The organism is Serratia sp. LS-1, assembly GCF_003719595.1.
Classification (GTDB): domain Bacteria; phylum Pseudomonadota; class Gammaproteobacteria; order Enterobacterales; family Enterobacteriaceae; genus Serratia; species Serratia ureilytica.
In genome coordinates, this window is record NZ_CP033504.1 from 3,934,010 (window position 1) to 3,957,129 (window position 23,120).

The 23,120-nt window shown below is 62.9% G+C and carries 7 protein-coding genes; 5 read left to right on the plus strand and 2 right to left on the minus strand.

Annotated elements, in window-relative coordinates:
- Nucleotides 1-229 precede the first annotated feature (229 nt).
- A complete protein-coding gene (gene dusB, locus EDY99_RS18760) occupies nucleotides 230-1,234 on the plus strand; it encodes a tRNA dihydrouridine synthase DusB (protein ID WP_033644443.1) in 1,005 nt (334 codons plus the stop codon).
- A complete protein-coding gene (gene fis, locus EDY99_RS18765) occupies nucleotides 1,216-1,512 on the plus strand; it encodes a DNA-binding transcriptional regulator Fis (protein WP_000462905.1) in 297 nt (98 codons plus the stop codon). Before dusB ends, fis begins: the two co-directional genes overlap by 19 nt.
- Nucleotides 1,513-1,641: 129 nt before the next feature.
- Here fis and EDY99_RS18770 read toward each other — a convergent pair whose 3' ends face one another.
- On the minus strand, nucleotides 1,642-1,983 hold the full coding sequence (locus EDY99_RS18770; protein ID WP_016930249.1) for a hypothetical protein: 342 nt from the start codon (nucleotides 1,981-1,983) through the stop codon (nucleotides 1,642-1,644).
- Nucleotides 1,984-2,231: 248 nt separating this feature from the next.
- Between EDY99_RS18770 and lpxO the strand changes: the two genes are divergently transcribed.
- The 3 genes from lpxO (at nucleotide 2,232) to EDY99_RS18785 (ending at nucleotide 5,168) form a co-directional block, all read left to right on the plus strand.
- Nucleotides 2,232-3,137 carry a lipid A hydroxylase LpxO gene (lpxO, locus tag EDY99_RS18775; protein ID WP_033651231.1) on the plus strand — a complete coding sequence of 302 codons (906 nt, stop codon included), beginning with the start codon at nucleotides 2,232-2,234 and terminating at the stop codon, nucleotides 3,135-3,137.
- Between the two features lie 299 nt (nucleotides 3,138-3,436).
- Nucleotides 3,437-4,357: a kdo(2)-lipid IV(A) palmitoleoyltransferase gene (gene lpxP / locus EDY99_RS18780; protein WP_033651230.1), complete on the plus strand. Its 921-nt coding sequence runs from the start codon at nucleotides 3,437-3,439 to the stop codon at nucleotides 4,355-4,357.
- 118 nt (nucleotides 4,358-4,475) lie between these two features.
- Nucleotides 4,476-5,168: a CTP synthase gene (locus tag EDY99_RS18785; RefSeq protein ID WP_046688548.1), complete on the plus strand. Its 693-nt coding sequence runs from the start codon at nucleotides 4,476-4,478 to the stop codon at nucleotides 5,166-5,168.
- An 87-nt stretch (nucleotides 5,169-5,255) separates the two neighbouring features.
- Here EDY99_RS18785 and EDY99_RS24935 read toward each other — a convergent pair whose 3' ends face one another.
- Nucleotides 5,256-23,102: a non-ribosomal peptide synthetase gene (locus EDY99_RS24935; protein ID WP_123061991.1), complete on the minus strand. Its 17,847-nt coding sequence runs from the start codon at nucleotides 23,100-23,102 to the stop codon at nucleotides 5,256-5,258.
- Nucleotides 23,103-23,120: the final 18 nt, after the last annotated feature.

Below are 23,120 nucleotides of genomic sequence, written 5' to 3' on the forward strand. Positions count from 1 at the left end.
GCGGGCGAATGCAGATAATATCCTGCGCAAAGGCGAATATTTTGCCGCACACAAAATAAGCACTTTTCGTCAACTTATTGTAAAATATATATAATATTTTTATGAATCGCCGCGTAGCGTATTTTTCGTCCTAATATCGGGCCAATTGGTTAAAGTTTGGCCTTTCATCTCGACGCAAAAATGCGTAATATACGCGCCCTTGCGGACACAGTATGGTCACTCTTTGTCTATGCGCATTGGACACCACCAGCTTACTAATTGCCTGATTGCGGCCCCGATGGCCGGTATTACAGATCGCCCGTTCAGAACCCTCTGTCATGCAATGGGTGCTGGGATGGCTGTATCCGAAATGCTCTCCTCCAACCCGGAGGTGTGGCGGACGGATAAGTCGCGTCTGCGTATGGTGCATAGCGATGAACCTGGGATCCGCTCCGTGCAAATTGCCGGATGCGATCCTGATGATATGGCCGCCGCCGCGCGTATCAACGTGGCCAGCGGCGCGCAGATCATCGACATCAACATGGGATGCCCGGCCAAAAAAGTGAACCGGAAGCTTGCCGGGTCCGCTTTGTTGCAGTACCCGGATCTGGTTAAACGGATCCTCCACGCGGTGGTCGACGCGGTGGATGTGCCGGTAACGCTGAAGATTCGCACCGGCTGGGCGCCAGAGCACCGTAACTGTGTAGAGATTGCCCAACTGGCCGAAGACTGTGGTATTCAGGCCCTGACGATTCACGGCCGAACCCGCGCCTGTCTGTTTAACGGCAACGCGGAATACGACAGCATTCGGGCAGTTAAGCAGAGTGTTTCCATTCCGATTATCGCGAATGGGGATATTACTGACCCGCATAAAGCCAGAGCAGTGCTCGACTACACCGGGGCCGATGCCCTGATGATAGGCCGCGCTGCTCAGGGGAGACCCTGGATCTTCCGGGAAATCCAGCATTATCTGGACACTGGGGAGTTGCTGCCGCCGATGCCGCTTGGCGAGGTGAAGCGCTTGTTGATTGGGCACATTCGGGAATTGCACGGCTTCTATGGCCAAGGCAAGGGATTCCGGATTGCTCGTAAGCACGTGTCCTGGTATCTCCAGGAACACGCTCCGAATGACCAGTTTCGGCGCACATTCAACGCCATAGAGGATGCCAGCGAACAGCTGGAGGCGTTGGAGGCATATTTCGAAAATCTTAGCGTAAAAAAAGAGCTGACAGAACTATGTTCGAACAACGCGTAAATTCTGACGTACTGACCGTTTCTACCGTTAACTCACAAGATCAGGTGACTCAAAAGCCTCTGCGTGACTCGGTTAAACAAGCACTGAAGAACTATTTTGCTCAACTGAACGGTCAAGACGTAAATGACCTGTATGAGCTGGTACTGGCTGAAGTTGAACAGCCACTGTTGGACATGGTGATGCAATACACCCGTGGCAACCAAACCCGCGCAGCCCTGATGATGGGCATCAACCGCGGCACGCTGCGTAAGAAGCTGAAAAAATACGGCATGAACTGATACTAGTCAGTTAACGTGTTGAAAAGGCGCTTTATCTCATTTGATAAGCGCCTTTTTCTTTGGGGCACGCCCGGTTTGCAGGCAATAAAAAAGGCCGCAACGCGGCCCTTGGGGTAAAAAGCGGAGACCTTACTCGGTCGCTTTGTTTTTGAGGCTTTCCGCCCCTTGCTTGGTCTTGTCCCAAGCCTTCTCCGTACCCTGTTTGGTGGAGTGCCAGGCTTTTTGCGAGCCTTCGCTCACTTTACTGCCGACGCTATCGCTCTTGCCTTCGGCGGCGTGCTTGGCTTTCAGCTTCAGCTCTTCACCCTTGTCCTGAGACTGGTGCAGCTTTTCTTTGGCGGTATCCGCCCCTTTATGCGCCTCAGCGACGACCTCGTTGCTGGCGTGAGCGGCGGTGTCGGTCGCAGTTTCAGCAGCGAAAACCGGGGAAGCGAGCAGCAGTGCAGACAAGGCAATGATTGATTTCTTCATAAGTCCCTCTTTTCTCAGATACGTGCCATTCGTCATGAAACAAGATGGCATGAAACGCCCCTTGAGCGATTTAAGAATAGGACTAAAACCAAAAAAATCGATATAAAATTTTATTACAAACAGTTTTATTGATTTTTTATGCCACTAAGCAGCATGAGCGGGGAAAGCGCACGAAAAAGTTAAATTTTTCCTGTCACAAAACTATAATTTGTACGAATTTTTAACAAGCACTAACAGGGATGGATTCTATGGTTGCCGCAATCATTATCGGCATTTTTATCATCAGCTTCCTCTACGCACACTCCCGCGGCAAAGAGAAACAAAAGCTTACCCGTCAGCTGTTCGATCACTCCACGTTTATGGGGCCGATCAACATGTTTATGACCGGTTTCTCCCGTTTGCCCGCCAAACAGCCCTATTTCGACGAAAAAGGCTTCCCGGAGCTGCAGACGCTGACCGACAACTGGCAGACGATCCGCGAAGAAGCGGTGCGCCTGCAGGATCACATCAAAAAGGCGCAGTCGCATAACGATGCCGGCTTCAACACCTTCTTCAAACGCGGCTGGAAACGTTTCTATCTGAAATGGTATAGCGACAGTCACCCTTCAGCGCAGACGCTGTGTCCAAAAACCGTCGAGCTGCTCAACCGCATCCCGTCGGTCAAGGCGGCGATGTTCGCCGAGCTGCCGCCCGGCAGCCACCTGGGTAAACACCGCGATCCTTACGCCGGCTCGGTGCGCTATCACCTGGGGCTGATGACGCCCAACGACGATCGCTGCTTCATCGAAGTAGACGGCGAGCAGCACAGCTGGCGCGACGGCGAGGCGGTGATCTTCGACGAGACCTACGTGCACTGGGCGCAGAACGCCACCGATCAGACGCGCATCATTCTGTTTTGCGACGTCGAGCGGCCGATGAAATGGCGCTGGGCACAGGCGGTCAACCACTGGGTCGGCGCTACGTTGATGTCGGCGGCCAGTTCGCCGAACGACGATCAGGACCGCACCGGCGGCATCAACCGCATCTTCAAATACGTCAACGCGGTGCGCGATGCCGGCCAACGCCTGAAAGCGCGCAACCGCCGCGGTTACTACCTGCTGAAATGGCTGGTGATCGCCGCGATCTTCGCCGCGATTATCATTCCCAGCCTGTAAAACTCGCCAATCCTCAACTCAGGGGCAACGTGAATGAGAATATTCGCATGCCCCTCTTCCGCCACACCCCGTACCCTGTGTAGCATAAGCATTCCTAGAGCCGCCTCCGCTGGCCAACAGCTATCCCTCCGAAGCCTGATAGCAGCGCAAACCGCCCTTCGAATGTAAATGTTTAGTCAATTATGGAATTCCGACTAAACCCTGGCCGTACCCGGGTGTCTGAGTAGTCGTATCGCTATCGAGTGGAACCTTTATGCGTTACAGCTTGCTGCCCCTTTTAACGTATAAAACGAGTTTCTATGAAATCAGCCAAAGCATTTCAACTGGCCTTGCTGCACCCGCGCTACTGGCTAACCTGGTTCGGCCTCGCTCTGCTGTTCCTGCTGGTACAGCTCCCCTATCCGCTGCTCTACCGTCTGGGGGTGTGGATGGGACGCACCTCGATGCGTTTTCTCAAGCGCCGCGTCACCATCACCCGTCGCAACCTCGAGCTGTGCTTCCCCGAGATGGACGAAGCGCAGCGCGAGCGCAAAGTGGTGGGCAATTTCGAATCCCTCGGCATGGGCCTGCTGGAAACCGGCATGGCATGGTTCTGGTCAGATAAACGCGTCAAGCGCTGGTTCAACGTCTCCGGCATCAACCACCTCAAAATGGCGCAGCGCGACGATCGCGGCGTGCTGGTGATCGGCGTGCATTTTATGTCGCTGGAGCTGGGCGGCCGGGCGATGGGCCTGTGTCAGCCGATGATGGCGATGTACCGTCCGCATAACAACAAGGCGATGGAATGGGCGCAGACCAAAGGCCGCATGCGTTCCAACAAGGCGATGATCGATCGCAAGGATTTGCGCGGCATGGTGCATGCGCTCAAGCGCGGCGAGGCGGTGTGGTTCGCGCCGGATCAGGACTATGGCCCGCGCGGCAGCGTATTCGCGCCGCTGTTCGCCGTCGATAAGGCCGCCACCACCAGCGGCACCTTCATGCTGGCGCGCATGGCCAACCCGGCGCTGGTGCCGGTGGTGCTGATCCGCCGCGAAGGCGGCCGCGGCTATGACCTGCTGATCCAACCGGCTCTGGAAGACTATCCGCTGAGCGACGAACAGGCGGCCGCGGCTTACATGAACAAAGTGATCGAGAAAGAGATCATGCGGGCGCCGGAGCAATACATGTGGCTGCACCGCCGTTTCAAAACCCGACCGGCTGGCGCGCCCTCGCTGTACTGACCCTCTTTTTTCAGCCCGGCCAACGCCGGGCTTTTTTGTGCGCCGCGTTTAAAAAATCTGCGGCTCGGGATCCCGCTTTCCTGTAATCTCCTTTTTTACCCGCACAGGAAAGGAAATGATGAAAGCTCAAGTCCGCATTGCTCTGGTCGGTGATTACAACCCGCAAGCCGTGGCCCACCAGGCCATCCCCGTGGCGCTCCAGCTCACCACCGCCCACCTCGACATCGACGTTCAGCCCCAGTGGCTCCCGACCGAAACCCTGACCTCCCCCGACGCGCTGCAAGATTTCGACGCCATCTGGGTGGTGCCGGGCAGCCCGTATCGTCACGACGACGGCGCCTTTATGGCGATCCGTCATGCGCGGGAAAACGACGTGCCGTTCCTCGGCTCCTGCGGCGGTTTTCAATACGCCATCGTCGAATACGCCCGTAATGTGATGGGCTGGCACGACGCTGGTCATGCGGAAACCGACAGCGGTGGCCGGCTGGTGATCGCCCCATTGAGCTGTTCGCTGGTGGAAAAAACCGGCGACATCGTTTTTCAGCCTGACACCCGCGTCGCGCAGGCCTACGGCAGCCTGAACGCCCATGAAGGCTACCACTGCAACTTCGGCGTGAATCCGGACTTCGTCGCCGATCTGCAGCGTTTCCCGCTGATCATCAGCGGCCACGACACCGAAGGCGACGTACGCGCCATCGAACTGCCGGGCCGGCGTTTTTACGCCGCCACGCTGTTCCAGTCGGAACGCGCCGCGCTGCGCGGCGAGCTTTCACCGTTGGTGGTGGAACTCGTCAAAGCCGCCAACGGGTAAACAAAGGTTCATCGGCGCCATCGGGGCGTTGTCACCGGATAAAAAAAGCCCTCTTGCGAGGGCTTTCTGATCGTCTATCCCGCCGACTTACGCCTGTCCGAGATCGCGCAACGCCAGATTGAAGTGCTGGCCCAGCTCACGCCGGTGAACCGGATGCTCCATCATCGACACATGGTCGCCGTTGACCTGACTGACGCGGACGGTCGCCGGCGGCAACAGCCTATCCCATCCCAGCGCGGAAGCGTCTTCGCGGCAATATCCCGCCTGCTTGATCTTCTGCCAGTACGCCTGGAACTGCTCGTTCTGCGAATTGGCGGAAACCTGCTCCTGCTTCGCCTTGAAAAGATGGATCTTGAGCGATGCAGGCTGCACCTGAGTCGCTTCCACCAGCTTGGCGTAATGGTGTCGCTGTTGCCAGAGAGCCGCCTCGTCGGCCACTTCCGCACGCTGAGTCTTGATCCCAGCGCGTTGCACGGCCGCTATCGCCTCCGGTAACGGCAGCTCGGCCAACTGCTGACAGAACTGCGGATCCGGCCTCTCCTGCGTGGATTCCACCCAGTTCAGCAACAGCTGGACCGGGCTGTGCATCGCCTCCACCGGCCGCAACGTGTCAATCAGCCCCAGGAAAGCGACCGCTTCCCCGCTCGATTGCAGTTGCTCGGCGATGGCATAGGCCAACACCCCGCCGGAAGAGTACCCCGCCAGATGGTAGGGCCCCTGCGGCTGCACTTCGCGAATCAACGCCACGGCGCTGGCGGCCATGTCGCTCATGGTCGCCGGCTTCTCCTCCACCGCCGGCCACGGCACAGCGTAGACCGGGAAGCTTTCATCGATCTCCTTGGCCAATTCAAATACATAAGAGTGATCGCCAAAGCCGGTCGGGACGAAGAACAGCGGCGGTCGGCTGCCGCTGCTGCGAGCCGGCACCGCTTTGCACAGCGGAGCCTCGGCGGTGCGACGATCGATCCGTTCGGCCAATTCGGCCAAGATCGGATGGTTGAAGATCGCCTGTACCGGCAAGGTGATGCCTTGCTGACGCAGTTGGCTGGAGAGACGCACCGCCAGCAGTGAATGGCCGCCGAGCTCGAAGAAATTGTCGTGGCGTCCTATCTGGCCAATCTCGAGCAGCTCGCACCATGCCCGCGCCAGCGTCGTTTCGGTCTCACCCTGAGGCGCCGCATACTCCCGAGCGCCGACTGCCGCACACTCCGGCTCCGGCAAGGCGCGCCGATCCAACTTACCGTTGGCGGTCAACGGCAGCGCATCCAGCCAGACATAAGCCGACGGCACCATGTACTCCGGCAACCGTTCGCTCAAATAGGCCCGCAACTGCCCTTGCAGCGCGCTGCGTTCCCCCTCGGCCGCCGGTACGATCCAGGCGACCAGACGCGTGTGGTGCTCCGTCGAACAAACCTGCACCACCGCTTCCCGCACCCACGGGCTCGCTGCCAGCTGCACCTCGATCTCGCCCGGTTCGATGCGGAACCCGCGCAACTTGACCTGCTGGTCGCACCGCCCTTGGTATTCAAGACAGCCGTCCGGCAGATAACGCGCCAGATCGCCGGTACGATACATGCGGCCGCCGCCGACCGGGTTGAACGGATCGCTCAGGAAACGCTGCGCCGTCAGTTCCGGCCGGTTCAGGTATCCCAACGCCACCCCCACGCCGCCGATGTGCAGTTCTCCTATCGCCCCCATCGGCACCGGGCGCCCACGGGCGTCCAACAAGTACGTGCGGGTATTGCCGATCGGTTTACCAATCGGCAAACGCGCCTCCCCTTCGGCCCGCTCGATACGCGCCGTGGTCGCAAAGGTCGTGGTTTCCGTCGGCCCATAGGCATGGATCAGTTGCACCGGCCCTTGTTCTTGCAGCAACCGCGCATAAGCGCCCGGATCCTCTTTCTCCCCCCCGCTGATCAGATATTTCAGCTGCGCCAGCGCGCCGCTGATGCTGTGCACATACTGATTGAACAACGCGGTGGTCAAGAACAGCGTGGTGATGCGATGACGCTGCAGTTCGGCCGCCAGACGTTCGGCTTCCATCATGACCTCCGGCGCTATCACCACCAGCGCACCGCCGTTCAGCAGGGCCGCCCACACCTCCATCGTGCTAGCGTCAAACGCCGGGTTGGCGGCAAAGGCAACGCGGTCTTCAGCGTCAAAGGCGGCGTAGCGATTGTTGCGCACCAAACGAGTAATGCCCTGGTGCGGCGTCATGACCCCTTTCGGCGTACCGGTCGAACCGGAGGTATACATGATGTAGGCCGTCGTGCCGCTCGACAATCGCAACGCCGGATTACCGTCATTGCCTTCGCAATCCTCGACCGGCAGCTGCGGAATGCCCTCATTGCCGGCGGTCTCTGCCAGCATCAGACACGCGCCGCTGTCATTGACGATCCACGCCTGACGCGCGGTCGGCAGTTGCGGATCGAGGGGCACATACGCCGCACCGGCCTTGACGATCGCCAGTTGGGCGCAAACCAGTTCGATGCTGCGCGTCAGCCGCACCGCGACCCGATCGCCCGGTTGTACGCCGCGCTCAATCAGCCGGTGCGCCAACCGGTTAGCGCGCGCATTCAACTGCGCGTAACTGAGCTGCCGCGCCCCCTGGATCACGGCGACGGCCTGTGGCGTCAACTGCGCCTGTTGTTCAAACAGTTCGTGCACGCAGGTATCCGCCGGGTAAGGTTCCGTCGTATGATTCCAGCTGCACAGCTGCAGCGCATACTCCTCATCCGGCATCACGTCCAGTTCGCAGATCGGTGTCTGCGGCGCCTCTTCCAGCGCCTGCGCCAAGGCGCTCAACGCCTGCGCCATGTAACCGCACACGCGCTGCGCTTCAATCGGCTGTCTGACCTGCGCCGTCAGGCCCAACGAATCGCCGCCGTCCTCGACCGACAACACGAACGGATAGTTGGTGCGTTCCTGGCTATCCAACAGCGTCACGCCGGCCGGCAAGGCAGTCTCCTCGCCGCTGTTATGCCGATAGTTCAGCAGGGCGCTGAACAGCGGCGTGCCCGCGGCGACGCCGCTGCAGCGCTGCGCCAAGGCCAGCGGCGCATGCTCATGGGCCAGCAGTCCGCTCAGCCGGATATGCGCCTGCAACGCCGCCGATTCTGCGCCAACCTCATTGACATCCAGCCGCAGCGGCAAGGTGTTGATAAACAGTCCGAGCGCCCGTTCCGCCCCGTCTCCGGCCTGCATGCGGCCCAGCAACACGGTGCCGAACACCACCTCATCGCGGCCGGTGGCGCGCGCCAGCACCTGCGCCCAGGCCAGATGGCACAGACTGGCCAGGCTGACGCCCATCCGTCGCGCCTGCCGCCGCAGCTGCTGATTGAGCGCATGCGGCAATGCCAGGTGCGCCGTCGAGATATCTCGCCCTTCGCCATGCACATCGCTCAGGCCGAACGGCAGCGACGGTTCATCGATATCCGCCAGCAGAGTGCGGAAGAACTGCTCGTGTTCAGCGTTGCTGACGCCGAGCCGCGCCTGCGCCACCGCGTTGCGGAACGGCGGCGCCTTGGCCAATTCGTCTCCGCGTCCGGCCAGGATCAGATTGATTTCCTCCTGCATCACCGCCAGGGTCGAGTGGTCGCCGATCAGGTGATGCCACTGCTGGAGCACACACCAACTGCCCTCCTCTTCCCGTGCAGCGACAAAGCTCAGTAACGGCGCGCGCGTCAGGTCTGGCCGTACGCGGCGCGGATCAAACAACGCCGTCAGCCGCGAACCGATATCGCCCTGCGCCGGATCGAGCCGCAGTTCTTGCAGCGACAACTCGGCCTTGCGCCACACCACCTGCACCGGCGAAGACACGCCCTGGGTGATGAACGCGGTGCGCAGAATGTCATGGCGGTCGATCACCTGCTGCATCGCCGCCAGCCAGGCATCCAGACGCGCACGGCTGTCGAAACGCAGCACCGCGGACAGCTGGTACGGATCGCCCTGCTCCGCCAGCAGATGGTGGAACAAAATCCCCTCCTGCAGCGGCGACAAAGCGTAGATGTCCTGTACGTTGGCCACACCGCCCGGCACCTGCGCCACCACCGCGTCGATCTCCGGCTGGCTCAGCGCCGCCAGCGGCAACATCTCCGGCGTAATGGAAGCGCAACCCGGTTGGATACCGTTGGCCGGCACGCTCACCTCTTGCTGCGTGACCAATGTCTGCGCCAACGTCGACAGCGTCGGCGCGGTGAACAGCGTTTGTACCCCGGCGCTCAACCCCACACGGCGCAGCTGCGCCATCAGTTTGACCGCCAGCAACGAATGGCCACCCAGTTCGAAGAAGTTATCGTGACGTCCTACACGCTCAATGCCCAGCAACTCGCGCCAGATCCCCGCCAGCAGCGTTTCCAGCTCGCCTTCCGGTTCGGCGTAAACCTCACGCACGTAGGCGTCCTCTTGCGGCTCAGGCAGCGCGCGCCGATCCAACTTGCCGTTCGGCGTCAGCGGTAGCGTATCCAGCGCAACCCAGGCCGTCGGCAGCATAAACTCCGGCAACATGCCCGCCAGATACTGCCGCAGCGTCACCGCCAACGTCTGGCGGTCCGCTTCAGCCTCCGGCACCACCCACGCCACCAGCCGTTTATTGTTCGCTTCGCCGAGGACATCCACCACCGCTTCGCGCACCGCCGGATGACCAGCCACTCGCGCCTCGATTTCACCGCATTCGATGCGGAAGCCGCGAATTTTCACCTGCCGATCGTTACGGCCTTGGTAGTCGATATTGCCGTCCGGCAGGTAGCGCGCCAGGTCGCCGGTACGATAGATCCGGTCTCCGGGATTGAAGGGATCCGCCAGGAACCGTTCTGCCGTCAGTTCGGCGCGATTGAGATAACCCAATGCCACGCCGGCACCGCCGATATAGAGCTCACCGGTGGCCCCGAGCGGCACCGGCTGCAAATGCTCATCCAGCAGATAGATGTGCGTATTGCCGATCGGCCGGCCGATCGGCAGGCGTTGCCATGGCCCCACTTGTTCAACTATCGCCGCAGTGGCGATAACGGTGCCTTCCGTTGGCCCATAGGCATTGACCAGACGCACCGGCCCCGCCTCTTTCAGCATACGAGCAAAGGCGTGCGGATCCGCAGCTTCACCGCCGCTGATCAGATATTTCAACTGCGCCAACGTCGCGGCGATGCTATGGACATATTGGTTAAACAACGACGTGGTCAGGAACAAGACGTTAATCTCTTGCCGCACCAGCGCTGCCGCCAACGCATCGGCATCCGTCAATACCTCCGGCGCAATGATCGCCAGACTGGCGCCATTGAGCAACGCGCCCCACATTTCCAACGTGCTGGCGTCGAATGCCGGGTTAGCGGCGAAAGCAAAGCGATCGCCGCGTTCGAACGCCGCAAACCGATTGTTAATCGCCAGCCGGAGGATGCCTTGATGCGTCACCATCACGCCTTTAGGCGTGCCGGTCGAGCCCGAGGTATACATGATGTAAGCCGGTGCGTCGCCGGCGCGAGCCACCGCCGGATCGTGGGTCGGATCCTGCCGCAAACGATCGATACGCAGGCATTCGATCTCGCCGGCTATCTCGCGATCGAGATCGCGATCGCACAGGATCAACGTCGTTCCGCTGTCGCCGATGATCCACGCCTGCCGCGCAACAGGCAGGTGCGGATCGAGCGGCACATAAGCGGCGCCCGCCTTGAGGATCGCCAACTGGGCAATGACCAGAGAGAAACTGCGTTCGAGCGACGTGGCCACGCGGTCGCCGGGGCGTACGCCCTGTCCGATAAGTTGGTGCGCCAGTTGGTTAGCGCGGGCGTTCAATTGCGCGTAGCTAAGGCTATCCGCCTCGTTTACCAACGCGATGGCATCCGGCGTGCGCCGCGCCCACTGTTCAAACTGGACGTGAACAGGGTTCTGCGCCGGATAAGCTTCCGCGGTTCGGTTCCAGCCATACAACAGCAGTTCGCGCTCAGCGGCCGGCAGCAGGTCGATATGCGAAGCAGACTGCGAAGCGTTTGTCGCCATCGCCCGCAGCACCTGCACCAGATAGGCGCCGTAACGCTCGGCGGTGGCGCGATCGAACAACGCCGTGGCGAAGTTCAGCGTGCCGCTGATGCCTTCGCCGTTATCGGCCAGATCGAGCGTCAAATCATACTTGGCGATCCGATAGCCCAACTCGGCGCTCTCGGCCTGCAGTCCAGGCAGCGGAATATTGCGCACCGAGCCGTCCTGCCAGGCCAGCATCACCTGGAACAGTGGGGTATAGCCCAGATGGCGCGGCGGGTTGACCAGCTCCACCACCTGCTCGAACGGCAGATCGCGGTTTTCCTGCGCCGCCAGCACTGTGTGGCGGATCCGTTCGAGCAGCGTCGGCAGATCCGGATCGTCGCGAAGATCGATGCGCAGCGCCAGCGTGCTGACGAAGAAACCGACCAGCGATTCGGTTTCCAGCCGGCTGCGGTTGGCCTCCGGCGTGCCGATCACCAGCTCCTGCTGTCCGGCCATGCGCGCCAGCACCAGACTCCAGGCCGCCAGCACCGTCATAAACAGCGTGCCGCCATGCTGTCGGCTGAATTGACGCAGCGCCTGCGTCAACTCGGCGTCGATCGCGATCGGCACTTCTGCGCCGCTGAAAGACTGCACCGTCGGGCGCGGCCGGTCGGTCGGCAACGTCAGCAGCGCCGGCGCATCGCTCAGCGTTTCACGCCAGTATTGCGCCTGCGCCGCCAGCCGTTCCGGCGTCAGGTAGCGACGCTGCCAGGCGGCGTAATCCGGGTATTGCAAGGTCGGCGGCGGCAGCGGATCGGCCTCGCCGCGACGGAAAGCGCCGTACAGCACGCCCAATTCGCGCAGCAGTATGCCGGTCGACCAGCCGTCGGAGACGATGTGATGGCAGGTGAGCAGGAACAGATGCTCCTCATCCGCCAGGCGGAGCAGCGCGGCGCGCACCAGCGGACCGGAACTCAGCTCGAAAGGCGCCTCCGCCAGGTGCTGCGCCAGTTGCCGCGCTCGGCTTTGGGTATCCTGCTGCCCACGCAGATCGTGAACCGTCAACGGCAGCGCGTCTGCCGGCAGAATGTGCGTCTGCGGCTGCCCCTCGACGGTGATAAACCGGCTGCGCAACGCTTCGTGACGGGCATAGAGCGCATCCAGACTCTGCCGCCAGGCAGGCAGATCCAGCTCGCCGCGCAGGCTCAGCGCCAGCGGGATATGGTAAGTTTCACTCATTCCCTCCAACTGGGTCAGGAACCACAAGCGCTGCTGAGCAAACGACAGCGGCAATGCGGCGTCGCGCGGCAGAGCTTCGATCGGCGGCAGCGCTTCACTCGTCCTTTGCAGTTGCTGCGCCACTACGTGCAGCGTCGGATTGGCGAACAGGGTCTGCAACGGCAGCTGCCATTCCATCTGTTGCAGACGGTTGGTCAGACGTACCGCCATCAGCGAGTGGCCGCCCAGTTCGAAGAAGTTGTCGTGGCGGCCAACCTGCTCCACGTTCAGCAACTCGCGCCAGATCTCCGCCAGCAGCGTTTCGCGCTCACCCTGCGGCGCTTCGTACGCCGCCTGGCTCTGTATCCCCTGCGGCTCCGGCAGCGCCCGCCGGTCCAACTTGCCGTTCGGCGACAGCGGCAACGCCGCCACCACCACCCAGGCCGACGGCACCATGTAGTCCGGCAGCACCGCGCTCACATGCTGCCGCAGCGCGCCCGCCAGCGTCTCTTCCGCCACGTCCGCCGCCGGCACCACCCACGCCACCAGCCGTTTGTCGTCGCCCACCGCGCGCGCATCCACCACCGCTTCCCGCACCGCCGGGTGCGTCGCCAGCGTCGCTTCTATCTCGCCGCATTCGATGCGGAAGCCGCGGATTTTCACCTGCTGGTCATTGCGCCCCAGGTACTCGATGTCGCCGTTCGCCAGATAGCGCGCTACGTCGCCGGTGCGGTACATGCGCCCGCCCGGCGCGAACGGATCGCTCAGGAAACGCTCCGCCGTCAAGTCGGGCCGATTCAGGTAGCCCCGCGCCACCTGCACCCCGCCGATATACAGCTCGCCCACCGCCCCGAGCGGCACCGGCTGCCCGTGCTCGTCCAGCAGATAGATGCGCGTGTTGGCGATCGGCCGACCGATCGGCACCGACACCCGGTCCGCCTCCCGCGAACAGTGCCAGGCGGTGACGTCCACCGCCGCCTCCGTCGGCCCATACAGGTTATACAACTCCGCCTGCGGCAGCCGGCGGTAAAACTCCGCCACCAGCGCCGCCGGCAGCGCTTCCCCGCTGCACATCACCCGCACCACGTTGCCGCAGCGCGTCGCCGCCTGCTCATCTGCCAGGAAGCTTTGCAGCATCGACGGCACGAAGTGCAGCGTGGTGACGCCGTACTCTTCGATAGCGCGGCTCAGGTAGTCCGGATCCTTGTGCCCTTCCGGCTTCGCCATCACCAGGCGCGCGCCGACCATCAGCGGCCAGAAGAACTCCCACACCGAGACGTCGAAGCCGAACGGCGTTTTTTGCAGCACCGTGTCCGCCGCCGTCAGGCCGTAGGCCTCCTGCATCCACACCAGCCGGTTGACCACCCCGCAGTGTTCGTTCATCGCGCCCTTCGGTTTACCCGTCGAACCCGAGGTGTAAATCACGTACGCCAGGTGCGACGCCTGCGCGCGCCGTTCCGGGTTCTCGGCGCTCAGCGTCTCCGGCAACGCCGCCTCCAGCGCCAGCTGCGGCGTCGCAGGCTCGCCCAGCGCCGCCCGGCCGGCGGCGTCCGCCAGCAGCAGCACCGGGTCGGCATCCTGCAGGATGTACTGCAGGCGCTCGCCCGGATAGGCCGGATCGAGCGGCACATAGGCGCCGCCGGCCTTGAGGATACCGAACAGCGCCGTCACCATGTTCAGGCCGCGTTCGGCGCACACCGCCACCCGGCTGTCCGGGCCGACGCCGCGCGCTATCAGCGCGTGCGCCAGCCGGTTGGCGCGGGCGTTCAGCTGGGCGTAGCTCAGGCTTTCTGTTCCACTCACCAGCGCGATGGCGTCCGGTGTGCGGCGCACCTGCTGCTCGAACAGCGCCGCCAGGGTCTGATCCAGCGGGTAGTCACGCTCGGTGCGGTTCCAGCCATGCAGCAGCAGTTCGCGTTCCGCCTCAGGCACCACCGCCAGTGAACATACCGGCGTTTCCGGTGCCTGCTCCAGCGCTTGCGCCAGCGAGCCCAGCGCCTGCGCCATATAGTCGCACACCCGCTGGGCATCGACCGTCTCTGTCACCTGCGCCGTAATGCCGAGCGAATCGCCGCCGTCCTCCACCGACAACACGAACGGATAGTTGGTGCGCTCTTCGGCGCTCAACAGGCTGACGCCTTCGGGCAGCGACACTGCCTCGCCGTTGTTATGGCGATAGTTGAGCAAGGCACTGAACAGCGGCGCCCCAGGGCTGACGCCGCTGCAGCGCTGCGCCAATGCCAGCGGCGCATGTTCATGCGCCAGCAGCCCGCTCAGCCGCACGTGTGCCTCTCTTGCCGCCGCCTCCGCGCCTCGCCGATCGATGTCCAGGCGCAGTGGCAATGTGTTGATAAACAACCCCAATGCCCGTTCCGCGCCTTCGCCGCCCTGCAGGCGACCCAGCAATACGGTGCCGAACACGACCGCGTCTCGCCCGCTGACGCGCGCCAGCACCTGCGCCCAGGCCAGATGGCACAAACTGGCCAGGCTGACGCCCAACCGCCGCGCCTGCCGCCGCAGCCGCAGGTTCAAGGCCGAAGAAAGCGCCTGGTAGCGGCTGACGATCTGCCGTCCCTCGCCATGCACATCACTCAAGCCGAACGGCAGGACCGGCTCGCTGATATCCGCCAACATGTCGCGGAAGAAACGTTCATGCTCTGCTTCGCTGAGCGTCAGGCGCGCCTGCGCCACCGCATTGCGGAACGGCTGGGCGGCGCCAAGCCGTGCGCCGCGACCGGCGAGGATTTCGCTGACCTCTTGCTCCATAAAGGCCAGCGTGGAGTGATCGCCAATCAGATGATGCCACTGCTGCAAGGCGCACCACCGGCCATCCTCCTCTTGCGCGACGGTAAAGTTGAGCAGCGGCGCACGGGTCAGATCCTGTCGCTGATGCAGCGGATCAAAACCGGCCGCCAACTGTTGCCAAACCGGGCCGTCGGCCAGATCGAAACGCCGCTCGCTCAGTGCCAGTTCGGCCTTGCGCCACACCACCTGCACCGGCGAAGACACGCCCTGCGTGATGAACGCGGTGCGCAGAATGTCATGGCGATCGATCACCTGCTGCATCGCCGCCAGCCAGGCATCCAGGCGCGCGCGGCTGTCGAAACGCAACACCGCGGACAGCTGGTACGGATCGCCCTGCTCCGCCAGCAGATGGTGGAACAAAATCCCCTCCTGCAGCGGCGACAAAGCGTAGATGTCCTGTACGTTAGCCACGCCGCCCGGCACCTGCGCCACCACCGCGTCGATCTCCGGCTGGCTCAGCGTCGCCAGCGGCAACATCTCCGGCGTAATGGCGGCGCAACCCGGCAAGATGCGGTTTTCCGGTATGTCGATTTCCCCTTGCGCGCTCACCGCCTGCGCCAGCGCCGCCAGCGTCGGCGTTGAGAACAGCGTCTGCACGTTCGCCGCCAAACCGGCACGCCGCAGTTGAGCCATCAACTTCACCGCCAGCAGCGAGTGGCCGCCCAGTTCGAAGAAGTTATCGTGGCGGCCAACCCGCTCCACGTTCAGCAACTCGCGCCAGATCTCCGCCAGCAGCGTTTCGCGCTCACCCTGCGGCGCTTCGTACGCCGCCTGGCTCTGCATCCCCTGCGGCTCCGGCAGCGCCCGCCGGTCCAACTTGCCGTTCGGCGACAGCGGCAACGCCGCCACCACCACCCAGGCCGACGGCACCATGTAGTCCGGCAGCGCCGCGCTCACATGCTGCCGCAGCGCGCCCGCCAGCGTCTCTTCCGCCACGTCCGCCGCCGGCACCACCCACGCCACCAGCCGTTTGTCGTCGCCCACCGCGCGCGCATCCACCACCGCTTCCCGCACCGCCGGGTGCGTCGCCAGCGTCGCTTCTATCTCGCCGCATTCGATGCGGAAGCCGCGGATTTTCACCTGCTGGTCATTGCGCCCCAGGTACTCGATGTCGCCGTTCGCCAGATAGCGCGCTACGTCGCCGGTGCGGTACATGCGCCCGCCCGGCGCGAACGGATCGCTCAGGAAACGCTCCGCCGTCAAGTCGGGCCGATTCAGGTAGCCCCGCGCCACCTGCACCCCGCCGATATACAGCTCGCCCACCGCCCCGAGCGGCACCGGCTGCCCGTGCTCGTCCAGCAGATAGATGCGCGTGTTGGCGATCGGCCGACCGATCGGCACCGACACCCGGTCCGCCTCCCGCGAACAGTGCCAGGCGGTGACGTCCACCGCCGCCTCCGTCGGCCCATACAGGTTATACAACTCCGCCTGCGGCAGCCGGCGGTAAAACTCCGCCACCAGCGCCGCCGGCAGCGCTTCCCCGCTGCACATCACCCGCACCACGTTGCCGCAGCGCGTCGCCGCCTGCTCATCTGCCAGGAAGCTTTGCAGCATCGACGGCACGAAGTGCAGCGTGGTGACGCCGTACTCTTCGATAGCGCGGCTCAGGTAGTCCGGATCCTTGTGCCCTTCCGGCTTCGCCATCACCAGGCGCGCGCCGACCATCAGCGGCCAGAAGAACTCCCACACCGAGACGTCGAAGCCGAACGGCGTTTTTTGCAGCACCGTGTCCGCCGCCGTCAGGCCGTAGGCCTCCTGCATCCACACCAGCCGGTTGACCACCCCGCGGTGTTCGTTCATCGCGCCCTTCGGTTTACCGGTCGAACCCGAGGTGTAAATCACGTACGCCAGGTGCGACGCCTGCGCGCGCGGCGCCGGGTTCTCGGCACTCAGCGTCTCCGGCAACGCGGCCTCCAGCGCCAGCTGCGGCGTCGCGGGTTCGCCCAGCGCCGCCCGGCCGGCGGCGTCCGCCAGCAGCAGCACCGGGTCGGCATCCTGCAGGATGTACTGCAGGCGCTCGCCCGGATAGGCCGGATCCAACGGCACATAGGCGCCGCCGGCCTTGAGGATGCCGAACAGCGCCGTCACCATGTTCAGGCCGCGTTCGGCGCACACCGCCACCCGGCTGTCCGGGCCGACGCCGCGCGCAATCAGCGCGTGCGCCAGCCGGTTGGCGCGGGCGTTCAACCGGGCGTAGCTCAGGCTTTCCGCGCCGCTCACCAGCGCGATGGCATCCGGCGTGCGGCGCACCTGCCGCTCGAACAGCGCCGCCAGCGTCTGATCCAGCGGGTAATCACGCTCGGTGCGGTTCCAGCCATGCAGCAGATGCTCCCGTTCGGCGAGCGGCAGCAAATCGATATGGGATACCGATCGCGGGTTATTCAGCGTCATCGCCCGCAGCGCCTGTACCAGGTAAACGCCGTAACGCTCGGCGGTGGCGCGATCGAACAACGCCGTGGCGAAATTCAGCGTGCCGCTGATGCCTTCGCCGGTATCGGCCAGATCGAGCGTCAGATCGAACTTCGCCGCGCTGTATTCCAGCCCGGCCAATTCGGCCTGCAGCCCAGGCAGCGGAATATCGCGCACCGAGCCGTCCTGCCAGGCCAGCATCACCTGGAACAGCGGGGTATAGCCCAGATGGCGCGGCGGGTTGACCAGCTCCACCACCTGCTCGAACGGCAGATCGCGGTTTTCCTGCGCCGCCAGCACCGTGTGGCGGACCCGTTCGAGCAGCGTCGGCAGATCCGGATCGTCGCGAAGATCGATGCGCAGCGCCAGCGTGCTGACGAAGAAACCGACCAGCGATTCGGTTTCCAGCCGGCCGCGGTTGGCCTCCGGCGTGCCGATCACCAGCTCCTGCTGTCCGGCCATGCGCGCCAGCACCAGGCTCCAGGCCGCCAGCACCGTCATAAACAGCGTGCCGCCATGCTGTCGGCTGAATTGACGCAGCGCCTGCGTCAACTCGGCGTCGATCGCGATCGGCACTTCTGCGCCGCTGAAAGACTGTACCGTCGGACGCGGCCGGTCGGTCGGCAACGTCAGCAGCGCCGGCGCATCGCTCAGCGTTTCACGCCAGTATTGCGCCTGCGCCGCCAGCCGTTCCGGCGTCAGGTAGCGACGCTGCCAGGCTGCGTAATCCGGGTATTGCAAGGTCGGCGGCGGCAGCGGATCGGCCTCGCCGCGACGGAAAGCGCCGTACAGCGCGCCCAATTCGCGCAGCAGTATGCCGGTAGACCAGCCGTCGGAGACGATGTGATGGCAGGTGAGCAGGAACAGATGCTCCTCATCCGCCAGGCGGAGCAGCGCGGCGCGCACCAGCGGCCCCTGCGTCAAATCGAACGATTGAGTGGCCGCCTGACGACACAGCGTTTCAGCCTGCGCGGGGTGACGTCGCAGATCGTGGAACGCAAGCGGTAACCCGTTTGCCGGCAAAATCTGTACCTGTGGCCGATCTTCCCGGGTGATGAACCGGCTGCGCAGCGATTCGTGGCGCGCATAGAGCGCGTCCAGCCCCTGTTGCAACGCCTGCCGGTCCAACCGACCGCGCAGCCGCAACGCCAGCGGGATATGGTAGGTTTCGCTCATCCCCTCCAACTGGGTCAGGAACCACAGACGCTGCTGAGCAAACGACAGCGGCAATTCCCCATCGCGCGCCACCGGCAGCATCGGGATCGATTCCTGCGTCGGCGCAACCTGCAGCGCCTGGGCCAACACGTGCAACACCGGACTGGCGAACAGCGCCTGCAACGGCAGCTGCCATCCGGCCTGTTGCACGCGGTTCGCCAGGCGCACCGCCATCAGCGAATGCCCGCCCAGTTCGAAGAAGTGGTCGTAACGGCCAATCCGTTCTACGCCCAACAGCTCATGCCAGATAGCCGCCAACAGATTTTCTGCCTCGCCCTGCGGCGGCGCATAGGCCTCGCGCGCACAGGCGTCGACCTGCGGCACCGGCAGGGCGCGCTTGTCCAATTTGCCGTTGCCGGTCAGCGGCAACGCCTCCAGCCAAACGTAAGCCGCCGGCACCATATAGTCCGGCAACCGCGCCTGCAGATGCCGGCGCAATTCGGTCGCCAGCGTAGCGCGTTCCGTCTCCGGCGCCGGAACCACCCATGCCACCAGTCGCTTATTCCCGTCGCCATCGTCGATAGCGTCCACGGCTACGCTGCGCACGCGCGGATCGGCGCTCAGCTGCGCTTCCACCTCACCGCACTCGATGCGGAAGCCGCGGATTTTCACCTGCTGGTCGTTGCGCCCCAGGTATTCGATATCCCCCCCCGGCAGATAGCGCGCCAGATCGCCGGTGCGATACATGCGCGCACCCGGCGCCCGGTTGAAAGGGTCTTCGAGAAAACGTTCCGCCGTCAATTCGGGCCGGTTCAGGTACCCTCGCGCCACCCCTTCACCGCCGACGTACAGTTCGCCGATCGCCCCCATCGGCACCGGTTCGCCATCGCCGCCCAGCAGATACAGCCGCAAATCCGGAATACGGCAGCCGATCGGGCTGGCGACGATCGCCGTATCCTGTGCCGACAGCGGCCGGTACGTCACGTGCACCGTGGTTTCGGTGATGCCGTACATGTTGACCAATCGCGTCTGCCGGTTCTCTGGACGAGCAAACCACGGCGCGAGATCGGAAGGCTTCAGCATTTCACCACCGAACACGATCTCGCGCAGCTGATGGCGCGCTTCGCTGTGTGCCTGAGCCTGGATAAAGGCTTTGAAGGCGCTCGGCGTCTGATTCAGTACCGTGATGCCGCTGCGGCAGACGAAATGATAAAAGTCCGGCGCCGAACGGGCGATCTCCTGCGGTACGATGAACAGCTGGCCGCCATACAACCAGGCGCCCCAGATCTCCCAAACCGAAAAGTCGAAGGCGAATGAGTGGAACAGGCACCACTTGTCGGCGGCGCTGAAGTTAAACCAGGCGTTGGTGGCGCTGAACAAGCGCGCGACCTGGCGATGCTCCACCATGACCCCTTTCGGTTTGCCGGTCGAACCGGAGGTGTAAATCACATACGCCAGGTGTGATGGCCGCACCTCGACGTCCTGCAGATCGTCGCTGTTCCCCGTCAACGGCTGTTCCAGCGCCAATACCGGCACCTCGCAGCCGCCCAGCGCTTGCCTGCCAAGTTCATCCGCCAACAGCAGCACCGGCGCGGAGTCCGCCAGGATGTACTGTAGCCGCTCTCCGCTATAGGCGGGATCCAACGGCACATAGGCGCCGCCGGCTTTGAGGATCCCCAGCAACCCGGCCAGCATCGGCAGACCGCGTCCGGCGCACAGCGCCACCAGACTGTCCGGTTGTACGCCAAGCTCTACCAGCCGATGGGCCCATCGGTTCGCCCAGGTATTCAATTCAGCGTAAGTCAGGCTGTCGTCGCCGTATGTCATCGCCGTCGCATCTGGCGTGCGTTTGACCTGCGCTTCGAACAGCCGATGCAGACACGCCGCCGGCGAGTGCGAAGCAACGGTGTGATTGAGGCTCTGCAGCAACTGCGTGCGTTCTTCCTCGGAAACCAGATTGAGTTCGCCGATGGTGCGACGATGAGAGCCCGCTCTCACCGCGTCGTTGAGCAGCATCAGCAGATGTTGCGTCGCACGCAACATCTGTTCGTCAGCCACTGAGGCGGCGTCGTATACCCAACGGAAGGCGCCGTCAGCCTTGCAGATTTGCAATACCGCGCGCGAGCCGGAAGCCATGATGGCAGCCAAGCCCTCGTCTTCAGGCTGCAACCCTGTCTCTGAACGCCGGCTGACGATCGATACCGCCGTCGGCCAAGCTTGGGGCGCCCGCAGATCCGCATCGCCCGTCAGCAACGCGGGATGATAATCAGCATGAGCGCGCAACCGGCCGTATTCTTGTTCCAGCGCGGCCAATGCCTGCTGGAAATTGTAGGAGTGATCAACTGAGACCTGCAGCGGCAGCACGCGCGCGCTCAGGTGAGCCCAACGTCCCCAATCCCGATCGTTCGACGTAATCCAACCCAGCTGAAAATCGGTTTCATTACACATGCGCGCCAGATAGAGGGTTGCTGCCGCCAGCACCTGCTCGCCAGCAATCTTTTCCAGGCGCTGCCAGGCCGTGGCCTGCCAGCGTGCGGGAAGGGCCGCCCGGCGGTCAGGCCCTGGCGGGAACGGCGCCGGATAAAAGCGTGTCAGACGCGGTTGCAAGAAAGCGGCGCTGTCGGCGCTGGCGCCATACGCCGCGCCTAACAGCGAAGCTTCGGCATCGCTAAGCGTCGGCAAGACCGAGCCGACAGACAGGCCGCAGGCCTGCGCCAGCGCATCACCCGGCTGAATCGAGCCGTCGGCGCGCAAGAACGGCCCGACGCGCACCACACCGGGATGCGCGGCGATCTCCCAGCCGTCGGTCTCGATGCGCAGCAGGGTGCCGGGTTCGGCCTGGCGTTCATCGCTCACCGCCAGCAGCGTCGTCACGCCCAGCACGCGCTCCGCCAACAGTATCTTCGCCGCGCATCCCGCGCCATGGCTCAGCGAGCTCACCAGGCGCTGCAGCGCCTGAGCCGGGCGATCCCAACGGATGATGCCGCCGGCAGGCGGTTGCCGCCGGTTGGCGTAAAAGCTGCCGCCGGCCCCGGCATCAGCCAACGTCGCCACTTGCCGATCCAACGCTTCGATCGTTCCCGTCGTTGAAGCGTTCAGCGCGCGTAAAATGAACTGGAAACGACGCTGCAAAACATCCAGATCGTCTAATGAATTTGCATAGGCGGCGTCAGAAAAAGTGACGTCCAGTTCATTCGCCTGCTGGTCTTCATACAGCATAATCTGTAGATCGCCGGACGGAATATTGCCACCGTAATACCAACGGGTGCGGCATCCCCAGAAAGGATCGCCGTGGTCGAAAGAAACGATGTTAATTGAAGGGCCAAACCAGGCGGAATCCGTCGCGCCATTATCACGCCGAATATCCTCCCCGCGATATAATTGATGGCGAACCACTTTCGCTATTTCAGCCGCCACTTTCTGGATAAATTCAGCCAGACTTAGTTGAGGTTCAACCTTAATAATCAAAGGGACAACGTTAGAGGTCATACCAATACTGTTTCGTTCCCTTGTCCCGGTCACCGGCATGCTGAAATTAAGATATTCGCTGCCGGTTAAGCTGTAGAAACATAATGCTACGGCGGCGGCCAATATATGCGCACGGTGTACGCCGATATTGTCGGCCTGCCGCTGCAGCCGATCCAGGGCGTCTTTTTCCAGCAGCTGCGTGTTGTGGTGCATCGCAGCGTCCGGCGTCAATACGGCCCTGCGTGACAAGCTCTGCGGCGCGGCGGCGGTGTATTCCCGCCAAAACGCCTGATCGGAAGAAAAGCGCGAAGAGTCGCGGTACTTGATGTCGTTTTCATACAGCAGAGAGAAATTGCAGTTGGCGAATTCAGGGATGACGCCGCCGGACGCCAGCGCGTTATAGTAAGCCGCGATGCGCCGCATCACTTCCTCAGCGCTGCGGCCGTCGGTGATCATATGGTGGAAACGGCGATAGAGGATGTAGCGCTGCGGTGCGAGCGTAATGACATAAAAACTAAAAGGTTCTTCTCCCGTAGCGCGGCGCGGCAGCGCCGAATCCGCCACCATCCAACGTCTGGCCGCCTGCAGAGGATCGGGCTCCTTGCTGAGATCGAGCGTGAACAGCGGCTCATGTGTACGTGGCGCGCGGTATTGATAAAGCTCACCGTCTTTTTCCACAAAATGCGCTTGCAGAGCCGGCGTTTCTTCGACGATGGCGTCGATGGCTTGCCGCAGCAGTTTAACGTTGAGCGGCCCGTCGACCTGTCCGTAGCCCCAGATATTGAACGACAAATCTTTGGAGATGTTTTCCCCCAGCCAGAGTTCACGCTGGGCGGTTGTTATTTCATGCAGCTCAACTTTCTCCGTTGCGGCCTGAGACCCTGCACGGAATTCCCCACTCTTCACATCAGTTTGTTTGTTCATAATATTCTCTAGCACGTT